Origin of the sequence: Methanosphaera sp. ISO3-F5 (assembly GCF_034480035.2) — an archaeon.
Taxonomy (GTDB): domain Archaea; phylum Methanobacteriota; class Methanobacteria; order Methanobacteriales; family Methanobacteriaceae; genus Methanosphaera.
The window spans coordinates 2,111,864-2,128,772 of record NZ_CP118753.2 but is presented as its reverse complement, the minus strand read 5'-3'; the positions used below and the strand labels follow the sequence as shown (position 1 = coordinate 2,128,772).

The 16,909-nt window shown below is 32.3% G+C and carries 15 protein-coding genes and 1 tRNA gene; 2 read left to right on the top strand and 14 right to left on the bottom strand.

The features are described from left to right. Positions 1-23: 23 nt before the first annotated feature. The 3 genes from PXD04_RS21045 to PXD04_RS21035 all read right to left on the bottom strand — a co-directional run bounded on the left by PXD04_RS21045 (position 24) and on the right by PXD04_RS21035 (position 4,381). Entirely contained in the window at positions 24-1,130 is a 1,107-nt protein-coding gene (locus PXD04_RS21045) for an archaeosine biosynthesis radical SAM protein RaSEA (protein WP_323736768.1), read from the bottom strand. Between the two features lie 10 nt (positions 1,131-1,140). Continuing rightward, positions 1,141-2,106, bottom strand: coding sequence for a 5,10-methylenetetrahydromethanopterin reductase (locus PXD04_RS21040; RefSeq protein WP_323736767.1), 966 nt, complete (start codon positions 2,104-2,106; stop codon positions 1,141-1,143). A 187-nt stretch (positions 2,107-2,293) separates the two neighbouring features. Next, entirely contained in the window at positions 2,294-4,381 is a 2,088-nt protein-coding gene (locus tag PXD04_RS21035) for a transglutaminase domain-containing protein (RefSeq protein ID WP_323736766.1), read from the bottom strand. A gap of 347 nt (positions 4,382-4,728) precedes the next feature. On the opposite strand from PXD04_RS21035, the gene PXD04_RS21030 reads away from it, so the two are divergent. Beyond that, a tRNA-Gln gene (locus PXD04_RS21030) sits at positions 4,729-4,800 on the top strand. An 83-nt stretch (positions 4,801-4,883) separates the two neighbouring features. Next, complete coding sequence (locus PXD04_RS21025) at positions 4,884-5,039, top strand: hypothetical protein (protein ID WP_323736765.1); 156 nt, start codon at positions 4,884-4,886, stop codon at positions 5,037-5,039. Here the strand turns inward: PXD04_RS21025 and PXD04_RS21020 are convergent, their stop codons facing one another. The 11 genes from PXD04_RS21020 to PXD04_RS20970 all read right to left on the bottom strand — a co-directional run bounded on the left by PXD04_RS21020 (position 5,040) and on the right by PXD04_RS20970 (position 16,859). Next, complete coding sequence (locus PXD04_RS21020) at positions 5,040-6,053, bottom strand: ATP-grasp domain-containing protein (protein ID WP_323736764.1); 1,014 nt, start codon at positions 6,051-6,053, stop codon at positions 5,040-5,042. 226 nt (positions 6,054-6,279) lie between these two features. Beyond that, a complete protein-coding gene (locus PXD04_RS21015; protein WP_323736763.1) occupies positions 6,280-6,930 on the bottom strand; it encodes a V-type ATP synthase subunit D in 651 nt (216 codons plus the stop codon). A 54-nt stretch (positions 6,931-6,984) separates the two neighbouring features. Further along, positions 6,985-8,403 carry a V-type ATP synthase subunit B gene (locus tag PXD04_RS21010; RefSeq protein WP_323736762.1) on the bottom strand — a complete coding sequence of 473 codons (1,419 nt, stop codon included), beginning with the start codon at positions 8,401-8,403 and terminating at the stop codon, positions 6,985-6,987. Beyond that, positions 8,400-10,154 carry an ATP synthase subunit A gene (locus PXD04_RS21005; protein ID WP_323736761.1) on the bottom strand — a complete coding sequence of 585 codons (1,755 nt, stop codon included), beginning with the start codon at positions 10,152-10,154 and terminating at the stop codon, positions 8,400-8,402. The genes PXD04_RS21010 and PXD04_RS21005 overlap by 4 nt, the downstream gene beginning before the upstream one ends. Continuing rightward, positions 10,151-10,468, bottom strand: a complete 318-nt coding sequence (locus tag PXD04_RS21000; RefSeq protein ID WP_323736760.1) for a V-type ATP synthase subunit F — start codon at positions 10,466-10,468, stop codon at positions 10,151-10,153. The genes PXD04_RS21005 and PXD04_RS21000 overlap by 4 nt, the downstream gene beginning before the upstream one ends. Continuing rightward, positions 10,465-11,622 (bottom strand): V-type ATP synthase subunit C, encoded by a 1,158-nt coding sequence (locus tag PXD04_RS20995; protein WP_323736759.1) that lies wholly within the window; start codon positions 11,620-11,622, stop codon positions 10,465-10,467. The genes PXD04_RS21000 and PXD04_RS20995 overlap by 4 nt, the downstream gene beginning before the upstream one ends. 17 nt (positions 11,623-11,639) lie before the next feature. Then, the gene (locus PXD04_RS20990) at positions 11,640-12,263 is read right to left on the bottom strand and encodes a V-type proton ATPase subunit E (protein ID WP_323736758.1); all 624 of its coding nucleotides are present in this window, start codon (positions 12,261-12,263) and stop codon (positions 11,640-11,642) included. A 57-nt stretch (positions 12,264-12,320) separates the two neighbouring features. Beyond that, a complete protein-coding gene (locus PXD04_RS20985) occupies positions 12,321-12,809 on the bottom strand; it encodes a V-type ATP synthase subunit K (RefSeq protein WP_323736757.1) in 489 nt (162 codons plus the stop codon). 69 nt (positions 12,810-12,878) lie between these two features. Next, a complete protein-coding gene (locus PXD04_RS20980; protein ID WP_323736756.1) occupies positions 12,879-14,879 on the bottom strand; it encodes a V-type ATP synthase subunit I in 2,001 nt (666 codons plus the stop codon). A gap of 10 nt (positions 14,880-14,889) precedes the next feature. Continuing rightward, complete coding sequence (locus tag PXD04_RS20975) at positions 14,890-15,204, bottom strand: V-type ATP synthase subunit H (protein ID WP_323736755.1); 315 nt, start codon at positions 15,202-15,204, stop codon at positions 14,890-14,892. A gap of 365 nt (positions 15,205-15,569) precedes the next feature. After that, positions 15,570-16,859, bottom strand: a complete 1,290-nt coding sequence (locus PXD04_RS20970) for a tRNA(Ile)(2)-agmatinylcytidine synthase (RefSeq protein ID WP_323736754.1) — start codon at positions 16,857-16,859, stop codon at positions 15,570-15,572. Between the last annotated feature and the right edge of the window lie 50 nt (positions 16,860-16,909).

The window sequence follows — 16,909 nt, the reverse complement described above, 5'->3', positions numbered from 1 at the left end:
CTAATATTTTATTATTTTTTTTACTAATTTTTTGGGTTTGTTGTTGTATTTAATATATCTGAAAATTCAAGGTCAGCTGCCCATTTTTCTTTACATTCACAGGTAAAGTTTTCTAGTTCTTCAGATATTTCTTGTTCTAGATTTGATTTTATTATTAAACTTTTGAGTTTAGCGTTACATTTTTTACAGTTAAATGGTCCTCGTCTTGTACCAAAACCTGCGGTATCCATAATCATTGGTATGTCCACATTTTTTCGTACTTCTTTTATTATTTCAACTGTACTCCATATCCATGGTGGATTATATGAACCTTTTTTCCATAGGGAATCCATCATTGTTCCTCCATGTACTGTGGCAGGACAATATGCTAATCTTCGTACTCCTACTTCTTTTGCATATTTTGCTGAGTCTATGGATTCTTCTATTGCTTGTTTTTCTGATATCAGTATTGGTTTAACTAGTAGGTATGCTTTTGCTCTTATATCATATTCTGTTATTGAGTTTATTGTTGATACTGCTTTTTCGAAGGATTTGTTTGTTATTCCTTTATTAATCTTATTTAATCGAGTATCCTCATTAGAAGTCTCAAGACCTATACCAATCTCAAAAATTTTATCAGGGATTATGCTTGCAAGTCTTTTTAATGAAAATTCGTCTATGTATTCTGGTTTGGATTCAACAATTACCTCTTTAATTTGGTCGTATTTGCTGAATTTATTGAAGATATATTCCTGCACTTTTTCAGGTATTTCATTTACATTTAAAAAACTACCAGAAACAAATAATTTTATAGCAACATTCTCCTTAGTTGAAATATCAACCTTTTCTAGCTGCTTATTCCATTCATTATCAAATATCGTGACAAGATCATCACTAGAAATATCCATCAGAGGTGAATCAGAAATATAACTACACATAGTACATCCACCACTTTTAGTAGCCCATTCACATCCACTTGTTGGTAAAACAATAAAAATTGTATGACCAACACAGTCATATAACCTGTCCTCATTAGACCAGCTAGCAGCATATGCCTGTAATGGTTTCTTATTCTTCTTTCTGTCACGTTTTTTAATTATATTTGCAATAGAATTTTCCCTTATTTGCCTATTTATTTCCTGAACTTTCATAGATAAAACCTTAATTAAATGAGTTAATAATATCTTCCACTAATTTTAAAGCATTTTCCCTATCTTTTCCTATAGGTGAACCAATAACAAATTCATTAATACCCAACTTTGCAAATTCTTCAATTTTAGCAGATATATCCTCTGGTGTTCCACAAACTGAAAATGCATCAATCATGTTTTCATCAACAAGACTACTTGCTGTTTTAAAATCATATACCGCTAATGCGTTTCTAATTTTAACTGCAACATCTACAGAAATATTATGACGTTCCAATACCACATCCGGTGCACCTGCAAGAATGAATGCAACAACTGTTTTTGCCTGATTATATGCAACATCCACATTCTCATCAATACTGCATGCAGTATATGCTGCAAAATAATAATCGGCCTTATTACCACCTTTTTGAATTCCTTCTTTTATTAATGGAACTGCTATTTCAAAATCTTTAGAATTGGAAGCATTAATTAAACATCCATCAGCAACTTCACCTGATGCTTTAAGCATCATCGGACCCTGAGCTGCCATATATATTGGAATGTTACTTTCTATTTTTTTTATTCCATTAAGATGTGCGCCTTGATCTAATTTTTCACCATTTAACAATACTCGTATGTCATTAATAGCATTTTTAACTGTTTTAACAGGTTTTGACCAGGATAAATTTAATGTTTCCATTGTAGCTTTATCTCCAGGACCTACACCTACAATAGCTCGTCCATCAGATATTTCATTTAAAGTTGCTGTAGCAGATGCTATTGTAACCGGATTTCTTACAAAAGGATTTGAAACTCCAGACCCCATATGAATAGTGCTTGTTTCATGAGCAGCTAATGCTAAAACTTCAAAAACATCCCTATTATTATAATGATCAGTTATCCAGATATTTTCAAATCCAATATTTTCTGCAAGTTTTATAACTTCTAATATGTCTTTAATCGGTTCATTTGGCAGAAGTTCTAAACTAAATTTCATTATTATCCCCTCTAACATTCTAAAATTAATGTTATTTAAAATATTTTATATTATTATTAGTTATGTTAAAAGTAACTTCTATACTTTTTGAAAAAATAGATTGTATAAATAATGTTTATAATAAGTTAAATAGAAAAATAATAAAATAATATGAAAAAAAAAGAAAAATAAAGAATATAAGTCTATATTAGAATGATATACTTGTGTATCTTTTAACTGTAGAGGATTTGTACCAGTTATTTATTACTCCAAATGTATTTCTACTTGAAGTAGTATCACATTTATACCATTGACCATTTACATAAACTTCTGTCCATACATGACCTACTACAAGACCACTTGTGAAGTAACATGTTGCATGACAATACCTTGCAGGTAATCGTGCTGTACGGAACATACCAATCAATACGTGTGATTGATCTACACAGTTACCGTAACCTCTACTTAAAGTTCCTAATGCTCCATATCTAGTATTCATGTAAAACTGATAATCAGTTACAGCATTTACATAATCAAATATAGCTTTTGCTTGAGCATATAAAGAAGTAGCACCACTGATTGCTTTTTTAACTGCATTGTACATTGTTGTACTATTTACAGCTGCATTTTTAGCACTGCCCAGGTATTGTTCAAATCCGGAAGGTACATCATTATTCGTTGCTGATCCACTGTTTGAAGAGGAGGAACTAGATGAAGATGAACCTGATGATGAACTTGAAGATGAAGAAGAAATCTTATCTATTCCAACATAATTTGGCAACCGATTGTGCTCAGCCAAATAACCAATTACTCGTGAGTAAGCATAAACAGCATCCGTAAAGCTTAAGGTTAAACCTGAATCACTTTTCATAGTTTTTGGAGCACGTCCATTTTCTATATAAGAGTCAACTATAGTCTTAGCCAAAGCCATATAGTCCTTAGTGTAGAAGTTAATATTATACTGAGATGTGCTGGCTGATGATGAAGGTGTTGAAAATCCCCCATTATGGAAAGAATTATTATATGTTAACATTTGAGTATACATGTATAATAAATCTGCCATTGATACTTCGTTACCACCAATAGCTGCATAGTTAGGTAATCTATTATTGTTTTTAATAAAATCTCTAACAGATACTCCTTTTTCAAGTAATTGAGCATAAGTATAAGTTGAAACTAAATCCGATTGAACCCTTAATGTTGTATTTTTTCTTACTTCATTTAATGCACCAGAACCACCATATACTACTGTTACAACATAATTCTCTTTATCTAATTTACTTGAATCATACTTGTATTCAGCAGTACTGTCAACCATTTTTACAGTTGCAACAGTTTTTCCATTTATTTTGAAACCAAGTTTACCTGTAGCATCAGCATAACCAACATCTGTTAATTTTGCTCTTAATGTTACAGTATAACCTTCTTTAACAAAAATTAATGAATCAACATCTATTTTAGGTGTTCTTTTCTTAACTACTAATTTAGCCGAAGTTTCTTTATAAGATGAAACTGTGGTTTCTCCTATTTTTAATATTAATGGATAAGTTTTTGCCTTAGCAGGGACAACACAAGTTATTGATGCTACCCCATTTTGTACTATTGTAGAACCAATAGTTTTTCCGTTTATTTTGAAAACTGCTTTTGTACTATTTACTGGTGTTCCATCTTCATATTTAACATTTGCTTTTAATGTTGTTTTTGCTGCAGATAAGACTTCAGAATCTTCTAATGTAACAATTACATTATGTCTCTTAATTAATAAGGATGAAGTTGCTTTTGTAGTTGCTGTTTCTGAAGTTTCACCTACTGTGATTGATATATCATATTCTTTTGCATGCCATTTTGGTAGCATATAATTAAAGGATATGATTCCATTAGTAACTCTTGGATGACCTATAGTATTTCCATTAATTTTAATAGCAGTTTTTGCATCTTTTAAGATTTCACCATTTTGATAAGTAACACTTGCTTTTATTGTGATTAATTGATTTGCATATGATGTTATTGGTTGAGATGTTATGATAACTTTTTCTTTGTTTGCTGCTGTCTTTGTGTTAGAATTGTTTGTTGATTGTTTTGATATTGTTTTCTCATCGGATGAAATATCATTTGTTATAGCTTCATATTCATTGCTTACCGTATTTTTTATAGAATTTGATTCTATATTGGTATTACTCTCTGTTTGTGTATTTGTAACAACATCTGATGTTAAATCATTTGTTGTAGTATTTTCATTGCTATCTGTTGCAGATATTGCGGAAATACTGAGTAAGATTGAAACAAAGAGAACCAAAATCAAACTTCTCTTAATCTTATCGCCTCCTATAAAACCAAAAAAAAGATTCTATATGAATCGGATTAAATATATTGTATTAATTTTTTTATGGTTTGTTTTTAGTGATCAATTTTTTTCAAAATTAATAAGCTATGAAAATTAAGAATCTATACAATTCTTAACATTAACTTATCTTTTTATAAGTATTTAAAGATATAGTAAAAAGATTTATATATAGGGGAGATTATTAGTTAAAAAAAGTTTAAAAATATTGAAAATTATTATATTGCTGGGAAAAAAACTTGTAACCAAAAAGTATATAAATAAGTTCGGAGATATTTTATATTGTACTACATGTACTAAATAGTCCCATAGGGTAGTGGCAATCCTCCTGGTCTTTGGAACCGGGGACAGCGGTTCGACTCCGCTTGGGACTACTAATCTTTTAACTAGTTTTACAAAAAATTTATTTAATAATTATAACAAATAATTTACTTAAGAAATATAAGGAGATTAAAATATGCCTTATGAAGATCCATTAAAAGAATACTTAGATGAAGATCCTGAAAGAAGAGTAAAATTATTTTATATTTATACAAGAATAATGATAGTATCAACATTCCTAATAGCATTTGGAGTAATGGTATACATACTAATAACATTAAAAATAATATAATTAAATTATAGAATCATACACTTTTTTTCTTATTATTTCAGCTTTACCCATAGCATTCTCTAAAATCCTATCAGATACGATAATAGTAGCAATAGGAGTGCCTTTTTTATACAAGTAATCAGATGGAGAACAATCATTTAAGAAATCAATTCCCCTTAAAGCATACTTAGCATCATTCATAGAATAAGGAACTAATTTTACACAAAAATTCTTTAATTTAGGAATTTCAACCAGTTCATTATTACAAGAATCAATATGTGCCTTAGCTAAGTTAATGTTAAAACTATTTTCCACACATTCAAATGTGCCCTGAATCCTAGGATTAACTTCCAATACATAAACATTATTTTTATGTAAAATAAAATCCACACCATTAGAACCAACAAGTTTAAACATTTTAGAAATTTTTGTTGAAATGTTAATTAATTTGGGATTAGAATTGATTAATGGAGTAATGTTTCCGCAATATAAAAAGTCGTTACCACCCAACATTTTTGAACCAATAATCTGATCAGATGTAGTGACCATACTAATTTCATGGGAATTATATGATAAGAAAGAACTGCTTACACTTTTGCCTTCTATATATTCCTGTAAAATAAAATCTCCATCCAATTGAATATTAGTATTGAAATAATTTATTCCAACTCCGCCTGAACCATATACTGGTTTGATAACAAATTTTTTATCTTTATGGTTATTAACTATTTCTGTTGCTTCTTCAATACTGTTAATTCTATATGTTGCAGGCATTAGGAAGTTTTTATGTAATTTTTTATACATTTCCCATTTATTGTTGATGTGTCTTGTATTAGTATTTCCTATGATTTTTGAATGAGGATACCTATCTGTGTTAACATCACTAGTAAAAATAATGTAATCAACATCATTTACATAATTTAATGATAAATCTTCTAATACTTTTAAATCAAAAGTATCATTATTTGATGGAACAATTAGTTTATCCACATATTTTTTTTGATCTTCCAATTCAAAAAAACTGGTAGCATACACAGTATACCCCAACATTTTTAAAGATTTTGAAACTGCCCTAGTATTAGAACCAACAACTAAAATAATCGTAATAATAATACAACCTAAAAAATTTTTGAAAATATAAAAAAATTAATTCAATAAATAAAATTAGTAATTCCAATAATATAACATTTTTGAAAAAATAGTAATTTAATAATAAAGTTGGAAAGGTTAAAAAAAGAATAATCATGGAAAATCCATGAAATTATTCAGATTCTTTTGCATCCATGTTACGTTTAATAACTTTAAGTTGCACGAAACTTTCCCTTTCCATTTCCTCTAAACGCATTTCAATAAATGAAATTGTATTGTTTATACGAGGAATCATAACATGTTCTAAAGCATTTACTCTTCTTTTTGTTGCTTCAACTTCTTTAGCTAACATGATAATTGTTTTTTCGATTTCTCCAAGTTCAATAATTATTTTAATTGACTCTTCGAATTCTTTAGCAGCAATATCTAAGTTTGCTGAAGTACCAGCAAAACCATAACCTCTGCTAATTAAATCATTATGTGTAGCTTGACTTTTTACAACAGGTACAGAAACACCCATAATACTTCTAGAACTTATGTCTAATTCGATAGATTCTCTAACTGATAAAGCTGCACGTTTAACTGCCATATCTCCCATGTCTATTTGAGCTTTGTTTAGTTCTGCGTATGCAATAGCTAATTTCTTTTCAACTTCATCTCTAGAACCTTTTACTCTATCCAATATTTCAAAAAACTCCTTAATAAGAGCATCTCTTTTTTCTTTAAGAAGACTATGACCTTTAGTAGACAATTTAGCTCTGTCTTTTAAATTAAGAAGTTCCATACGAGTTGGATTTATTCCATCCAATTTTTCTCCTGCCATTAATTAGCCTCCTTCACTGACATATTTACACTACTATTAAAGAATAAAGTAAATTTATTCTTCTGCAGCTTCTTCAGTTGCTTGTTCAGTAGGTAAATATTTTTCGACGAATTCGTCTTTTACACGTTTAAGTTCAGTTTTAGGTAAGATGGTAAATAAGTCCCAACCTAAGTCAAGAGTTTCTTGAATAGATCTGTCTTCATCTAGACTTTGTCTGATAAATCTGTCTTCGAAAGCATCAGCAAATCTTAAGTATTTAAGGTCTGTTTCAGTTAATGCTTCTTCCCCTACTACTGCGGTTAAGTCACGTAAGTCACGACCTTCTGCGTAAGCAGCATATAATTGGTCAGATACTCCACTGTGATCTTCACGAGTACGGTCTCCACCGATACCCCCACTCATTAACCTTGATAATGAAGGAAGTACGTTTACAGGTGGGTAAATACCATTTCTGTCTAATTCACGATCTAATACTATTTGACCTTCAGTAATATATCCTGTTAAGTCAGGAATTGGGTGAGTAATATCATCCTGTGGCATAACTAATATAGGCATCTGAGTAATTGAACCTTCTTTTCCACCTATACGTCCTGCACGTTCGTACATCTGTGATAAGTCAGTGTACATGTAACCAGGGTATCCTCTACGTCCTGGTACTTCACTACGTGCTGATGAAATTTCCCTAAGTGCTTCACAATAGTTAGTAATATCGGTAAGAATTACTAATACGTGCATTCCTTTTTCAAATGCAAGGTATTCTGCTGTTGTTAAAGCCATTTTAGGGGTCATGATTCTTTCAATAGCAGGGTCGTCTGCTAAGTTCATGAATACTGTTACTCTTTCAAGTGCTCCAGTTTGTTCGAACTCGTTCATGAAGAAGTTTGCTTCTTCGTGAGTAATACCCATAGCACCGAAAATTACTGCGAATTCACTGTCTTCTGAAATTACTTTTGCTTGTCTTGCAATTTGTGCTGCAAGTTGGTTGTGTGGTAAACCAGAACCTGAGAAGATAGGTAATTTTTGACCACGTACAAGTGTGTTCATTCCATCAATTGTGGATATACCTGTTTGAATAAATTCTGCAGGGAATTGTCTTGATGCTGGGTTCATTGGAGAACCGTTTACATCTAACTCTTTATCTGGGATAATATCTGGTCCACCATCTATAGGTTTACCTATACCGTTGAAGATCCTTCCGAGCATATCAGATGATACTCCGATTTTTGCGGTTTCACCAGTAAATCGAACTTTTGTAGATAATGTGTTTAAGTCACTTGTACCTTCGAATACTTGAACAAGTGCAATATCATTTTCTACTTCAAGTACTTGACCGGTTCTTTGTTCGCCTGAAGGAGTTTCAATTTCTACAATTTCGTTGTATGCTACACCTTCAACATCTTGAACTACCATTAAAGGTCCAGATACTTCAGATACAGTAGTGTATTCTCTTGTTTTAATATCTACATCATTCATTGTGCAGCCTCACTACATTGTTGTGTAATTTTTGTTCTTAATTCTTCAGTTTTTGCATCGAATTCATCTTCAGGTACATATTTCATTCTGTCTAAGTCTACTCTAACATCTAAGTTTACTAGTTTATTTACATCTGCACCATCTGCTAATGCTTCTTGTGCTGTTGTGTTGTATAATAATAGTGTTTTTAGCATGTTATATTGTTTTTTAGGTGAACAATATGTATCTGTGTCATCGAATGCGTTTTGTTGTAGGAAGTCTTCTCTTAACATACGTGCTGCTTCGAGAGTTACACGGTCTTTTTCAGGTAATGCGTCAGGACCTACTAATTGTACAATTTCGTTAAGTTCTGCTTCTTTCTGTAAAAGAGCCATTGCTGTGTTTCTTAGTTCCCTCCAATCGCTTCCAACTTCACTGTTCCACCATGGTGTGATACTGTCCACATATAGTGAGTAACTGTTCAACCAGTTGATGGATGGGAAGTGACGTCTGTCTGCTAAGGATGCATCTAATGCCCAGTATACTTTTGCAATACGTAATGTGTTGGTTGTAACTGGTTCTGATACGTCCCCACCTGCAGGTGATACTGCTCCAACTACTGTTACAGATGCTTCTGCTTTGTGTGATCCAATAGTTGTTACACGTCCTGCACGTTCGTAGAACTGTGCTAATCTTGATGCTAGGTATGCTGGGTAACCTTCTTCCCCTGGCATTTCTTCTAGACGTCCGGAGATTTCCCTCATAGCTTCTGCCCATCTTGAGGTACTGTCTGCCATAAGTGCTACATCGTAGCCCATGTCTCTGAAGTATTCTGCAATGGTAATACCTGTGTATACACATGCTTCCCTTGCTGCTACCGGCATGTTGGATGTGTTAGCAATAAGAACTGTTCTGTCCATTAATGGGTTTCCAGTTTTTGGGTCTTCTAGTTCTGGGAATTCGGTAAGTACTTCGGTCATTTCGTTACCACGTTCTCCACATCCGATATATACTACTATATCAGCGTCTGCCCATTTTGCTAATTGTTGTTGTGTTACAGTTTTTCCTGAACCGAATGGACCAGGGATAGCTGATGTTCCACCTTTAGCTACACAGAAGAATGTATCTTGTGCACGTTGACCTGTTATTAGAGGTACATCAGGGTCTAATTTGTTGACGTATGGTCTACCTACTCTTACTGGCCAGATTTGCATCATTTGTAATTTTACAATTCCGTCTTCGGTTTCTACTTCAGCAATATCGTCTACTACTGTGTGTTTTCCGCTTTCGATGGATTTGATTGTTCCTGAGATTTTTGGTGGTACCATGATTTTGTGTTCGATAGCTACAGTTTCTTGTACTGTACCTATGATGTCTCCACCGTTTACTTTGTCTCCAACGGATACTGTTGGTTTGAAATCCCATTCTTTAGTTTTATCTAATGATGGTACGTCTACCCCTCTAGGTAAGTAGTCTCCAGCTAGACTTTTAATTTCTGTTAATGGTCTTTGAATTCCATCGTAAATAGATTTTAGTATACCTGGTCCTAATTCTACTGAGAGTGGACCTCCAGTACTTTCAATTTTTTCTCCTGGTTTAATACCAGCAGTTTCTTCGTAAACCTGAATTGTTGCGGTGTCGCCTTCAAGTTCAATAATTTCACCAATAAGTCCAATATCACCGACACGAACCATTTCGTGCATCTGGGTACCTCTCATACCTCCACCGACAATAACTGGACCTGCAATTTTAATAATATTTCCTGTAATCATTTTACCATCTCTACCCCAATAACTCTTTTTATAAGTTCATTCATTGGGTCAGTTTCTCTTTTATGTGAACCTGACTTATCTGGTACTTCAATAATCATTGGTAATGCTTTGCTTGTGTACTTTGTGATGTCTTCACGAAGTTCATCACCAATTTTTTCAGTTGTGATAATGATGGAGTATCCATCATCTACTAACTGTTTTAAAGTTGTTTTTGATTCGTCTTTGTTATGTACGGGGAATCCACTTTTTATTCCACCTAACATAAAACCAGTTACTGTATCTGGATCTGCCATTATAGCGATATCTTTTTTCATAATAACATCTCCTTAATTTCGGAACTAGCTAAAACAGGTCCTCTTTTACTTCTAGCGATGACTTTAAGATTTTTAATTTCGATTTCTTTTTTGTTTATGAAACCTACTATTGGACCTATACCAAATGGTTTTTTCTTAAAGATATTGTCTGCCATTTTTCTTTCATAAGCATCTAATGCTTCATCGAAAACAGCTATGGAATTTGTTGCATTGAATTCTGGAATGTGATCTGCTACTACAGAACCGTATTCTGAGCTTTCTATACTGCTTAATAATGAATTTAAGTCTTCTGATTCCATTAATTCTTTAAGTTTCCAATCACGTAATTTGTATCCTCTACTTATTACGTATGGTTTTATTTGATCGTATGCTAAACCATCTGCTTTTGCTCTTAAAATAATTTTTAAGGTAGCGATATCAATTTTTGTTCCTACGTAACTGTGTAACATTCTAGTATTTTCGTCTTCTTGACTTGAAGATTTTACTAGTAATCTTTCATAGTAGTAATTATCTAAAGCTGATTCTAATGTTAATAATGTTTTATTTTCATTATAATCTGGTAAAGCTTCTTCTAATATTCTAGCGTAAGGTGTTCCTTCAAGAGCTACGATTAATTCTTGAACTGTATTAGCTTCAATCATTTTGTCGTGATCATCTTTTAATACACCGTAAGGCACTAATAATTCACGAGTTTCTTCTTCGTTTAATTGTGCTTCTTTTGCAACTAAAACACTTTTTATGTTTTTAATATCCCATTGGTCTAATAAGATATTGAATGTTGGTTTTAATGTTGCAGGTGATACTTTTGCTAATGTATCATATGATTCGGCTAGGTTAGCATCTAATGCTTGTTCAATTGGATATTGATCTACATATTTAGCATAATCTCTGTGTCCTCTTAGGTAGTTTTTTACTTCGTCGAGGTTTTCGGTTTCTGCTAATTCAGTGATTTGTTTTTCACTTAAGATTTTACCAATTTTTGCTCTAATCCTTGCATTAGGATACGTATATGGATAGTATTCTAATAAAGGTCTAATTGTGATTACTACTACAATTGCCCCAATTACAGCTAGTACCATTACTAACAATGCAATGAATGCTTCTGGAGAAGAGAACCCGAAAGATGTGATAATATCCATAATGCTTTCTTCCATTTAATTCTCCTCCAAAACTATCTAAATAGTGTTTTAGCAACCTCTGATCTTAAATATTTTCTATATCGAAGCATACGTGCTTCTATGGTATTTTTAACTTCAACTTCACCATCTACAGTTTTTACAACTGCTCCACCAATAATGTCGATTGGTTCTCCTATGATGAATGAAACTTCATTACCAGTTTCTTTTGTTACATAATCTGATACTTCATTAATGAAGGATTTTACGTTATCAACGTCATCTGCTCTTACGAGGATTTCTAGTTGATTTCCACCTACTTGTAATGCTGCATCTTTAATCATGTTTTTTAAAGATTCTACATAATTTGCAGAATTTTCAGATGCTTGTTTTTCTATTTTTTCTGATGCAACTCTGAAAGCTTTTTCGATTAGCTCTTCACGTGCTTCTAACTCTTTTCTTCTTGAGTTTACTTTTGCTTCTGAAACTACTTGTTGATATTTCATATCAGCTTGTTTTTCAGCTGCTGCAAGTATTGCTTGTTGTTCGTTTTGAGCTGTTACTTCACCATCTGCTAAAATTTTCTCTGATTCAGCTGTTGCTTTTGAGATGATTTCATCAGATTTTGCTTGAGCATCTGCTTTAATATTTGCTATAATTTTATCTGCTCCAACGCTCATCTACTTTCCTCCGAAAATATATTGTTTATAGGCGTTTTTCGCCTTTATATTTTAAATCTATGCTCCGAGTATTCCACCGAATACTAATAATAAGATAGCGATAAGGAAACCGTAGATAGCCTGAGTTTCAGGAATAGCTGTAAATACTAAACCTTGTGCAAACATGTTAGGATCTTCTACAACTGCACCTACAGATGCGGAAGATGCGATACCTTGACCCATACCGGAACCAAGACCACCGAAACCAACTGCTGCTCCTGCACCAATTGCTACTAATCCTGAGGTTACTCCTAATGGACTTCCTCCCATAATTCCTGAAAATACTAATAATAAGATAGCGATAAGGAAACCGTAGATAGCCTGAGTTTCAGGAATAGCTGTAAATACTAAACCTTGTGCAAACATACCTGAATCTTCTGCTACTGCACCTACACCAGCGGAAGATGCGATACCTTGACCGATACCTGAACCTAAAGCTGCAAATCCTACTGCTACTCCAGCACCTATTGCAGCTAAAGCTGAACCTAATGCTAATTCTGCTGCCATTTTATTTTCCTCCAAATAAAAGAATTTTTTTTATATATTTTTATGATTTTTTTTATAATACTAGAAAATTTATTTTCTTAGTTTTGTGTATATTCTACTTGCCTTGAATGGCACGAATTCATCACTTTCTCCTTCATAGAAGTTACCGAAGAATTCTACAAAGTGGAGACGTAATGAGTGAATGAATGATCCCATTGATTGGAATGCAATGTTAAATAAGTGTACTCCAAAGAATACAATTACTCCTAAAATAATACCTACGTAAGGTACCATTCCTGTTAATAATTGTGCTAATAAGTTAGCAGTCATAGCGATACCACCGGTGGATAGACATAATGCTAATAATCTGGAGTATGATAGGATATCTCCTAAGAATCCAAATATGTCCATTACACCCATTGGTCCTGCACCGTATACTAATAATAATAGTGCAACTACGAATAATGCTGCTGCGATAATCATGTTATTTGTTAATACAAATGCAATTATTGCAAGTTCTATTAATACCCAACATAATTGTCCTCCGCACAATTCTTTGGTTTTTCCACGTTTTAGATTGTCTATTATACCAAATAGGAATGCTATGTTTAGGTGGATTAAACCTATGAATATTGCTAATATCAAGATGTTTTCTGGATGTGCGAATGCATTTATATCCGGAATAACTGTTGGTAATGGTGCGTTTGCATCACCTAAGATGAAACGAGGTATGAAGTCCCCTATGAATCCACCAGTTGCTAGACCCAATACAAATGTCCATAATCCACATTGTACAATAATTGTACCGAATGATTTGTAAGTTTTACTTGTTTTACCCATACCTTGGTATAGGATAAATCCTACTATTGCTAGTATGATTCCATAGAATGCATCGGTTAGACAGTAACCAAAGAAGAATGGGAAACATAATGCCATTATAATTGTAGGATCGATATCTTTGTAGTTTGGTGGTGAGTACATGTTTACGAGTAGTTCGTATGGTTTTGCAAAACCAGGGTTTTGTTGTTTGACTGGAACTTTGTTGTTGTCGATTTCCTCTTCGGTTGGATCTTCGAGTTCAATAATACTGTTACCGTCGGTAATTTCATCTATTATTGATAAAGTGTCTTCAACATCGTCTTTGACTACCCAAGCTTTGATCATTTTTGTACTGCCAGTTTCACCAAAGTAAGAATAGATTTCAGTTCGTTCTTTTTCTAGTTCTAATTGTTCTTGGAGCACTAATAAGTGTTCTTTTGAACGTTGACCAACTTCACCTATATCTTTTAAACATTGTTTTCTTTCTTTTTTCAATTCATCTAGTTTGCTTGTAGATGCTTCGATTATTTCATCAGGTTTTCCGCTTAATCCGGAAACGTCTAATTTTTCAAATTCTAAGCGTCTTAAAACACCAGATATATCTTCTTCAAATTCTGTTGCAGCTACTATCATTAATGGTATGTATGTTGTGTCTCCTTCAGATGTAGATGTTCCTTCGAATAGTTCTACTCTGTCGGTTATTTCTTCTATACCTTTTTTAGCTTCTGATAAGTGTTCGTTAGGTATTCTTCCAGAAATTACTTTTGTGTGTTTTGTTTCTTGTAAGAATGCGAAATCTATATCGAAACTTTTTAATTGATTAGCTACATTTAAAGAATCTTTATATTTTGTTTCTTCAGAACCAATTTCATTTATACGTGATTCAATTGGACTGAGGACTGCATCAACTTTACTTATAATTTCATCAGCCTTATCTGCTAATTCTTCGGTAGATAAGTTTTCTACATCTTTTGAATCAATTTTTTTAGGGCTGATAAATCCTTTAACAACATCAACCATACTTTTTGATTGCTCTGCAGATTTTAAAGTATCTATTGTACTTCCGCATTTCATTGATAATGATGCGATTCTGCTTGCATATGGGTCTTGTTTTGATACATCTAATCCTTTGTAATCTTCATTTTCTTGGATGCTTTCAGATAAATCTTCAATTTGAATAACTCCTTTTTCATGAAGAACGTCTATTACAGGTTTAGTGTATTTGTTCAAAGTTACTATGCTTATTTTTTGCATTTTAGCTGTCCTAAACATAGTAATACCCCTATAATACAGTTTCAATTATTATATCAGCTGCGGCATCAACATTATTTTCAGATCCTCTTAGGGATTCTTTAATATGTGCTTCGGATTGATTTGTGATTATTACAGCTTCTTTTCCAGCTTCTTCTTCTTTTGCTAATATTATGTGTTTAGCTTGGTCTTGAGCTTCAAGTTTTGCTGCTTCAATCTCTGCTTCTGTTTTTGCACGAGCTTCTTGGATCATTTCAGTTGATTTTTTGTTTGCTTCTTCGACTATGCTATCAGCATCAGATTCTGCTTGTCTGATTACTCCGATAGCGTCTGAAATACTTGACATAAGAAATCTCCTTTTATATGATCGTTTTTTTTCAGTGAAAAATATTATACTTTATAATTTATTGTCTTTTTTGATTAGTTTTTTTATTAAATTATAAGTATATCTGTTTTATTTTGAATTTTAAAAAAAATTTATAAGCTATCCCAGTATCACCCCAATATAGACATGAGAACTTAAAATTTAATAGAATTTTTGTTTATTTATTCTTTTAAATTTTAATCAGTTCAAAAAATATATCTTATAAGTATATATATTTGTTTTCTTATGATATATAATTTTACAAAAATAGAGTATTAGAAAACAAGTCATATTAAAACATGGGTTTTAAAATAAAATAAAATTAAAAAGTAATAAAAAATAAGTGTTTATTTCATACGAACTATTGGTTTTGATAGGTGACGTCTTGCCTCGGTAGGTACTTCATAGAAACCTTCACTAATATCCCGTGGTATTAATTCTTTAATTTTATCTTCAGAACTTGTTTTATTTCCACATTTTGGACATTTATATCCCTTATTTTTTCCTGCAGATTTCATTCGTTTACCGCATGAACATACAGGATTCAGTATATTATATTGTGGTGCTAGTGAAATTAGTTTGAATTTTTCAATATTAAATGTTTTATTTTCATTTAATCCACCATATAATATTAATTCATCACCCACCCTTAGTTTTCTTATAATATTACGAAATGTTTTTGTAGGTTCGAATGCTGCACATTCAAGTATACCCGTATCATCTGAAACTTCAAAAAATACGTGTCCTCCCTCTATATCATGAGGGTTTTTTGTTACTTTACACTGTATCTTATAACATGAATTTATATTCATATCACTTATGTTTACTCCCTCTTGAATGTGCATATCAGTATGCTGATTTGTTCTGAAAATACAGTATCCTTCTATTTCTTCGTAACTTTCCACCATTTTATGTGCTTGTTCAACAATTTCTGGCGTGTTTCCCCTGATTCCATAGAGTACTGGACATGGCGTGTGTGGTTCAATTGCAGTGTAATTTCCTTCTATGTCAATATTATCAAATGTTTCAGGATATGTTTTTTCGTTCATATCATATATGCTGTCCTGATTAAGTTTTCTCTTTGTACCTATGTTTTCAGGAGTTCTGTAAGCTAAACATTCAAATGTTTCATCAGATAAATCTATACTGATTGATGCGATTGCTCCTATAATTCCACGTCCTTTCTTGAATTTATGAACTCTTGCACCAATTTTTTTTGCAAAATTTTCTGCATAACCTATAGTGTATATTGAGTATATGGCATTTACTGCATATTCTCTCATTTCATCAGTTATTTCACCTTCATAAAATATTACTCCAGGATTAGTGTTAACACCTTCAAACATAGAATATTTTTCAACATTTTCTAGGACTATGTTTTCTACCAGTTCAACTTGACTTCGAGAATTTAATGTTACCCGAAAAGATAATGCGCCATTTCCTCTTGTTTTATATCGTGCAAATGGGTTTAATCTAATCAATCTTGGAAGATCATCAGGATATATGTTATGTTCTTTTAGTTGCTCTATTATAATATGGGTTAAATATGTTGTACACATTCCTTCATTAGAATCAGTGTCATCTATTCCTATATGTAATATTATTTTTTCATTTGAATTCAATACTATACTTCCCATCTATTTGATAAAAAAAAGGTTTGTTATATAATAATATTATTAAGAAAATA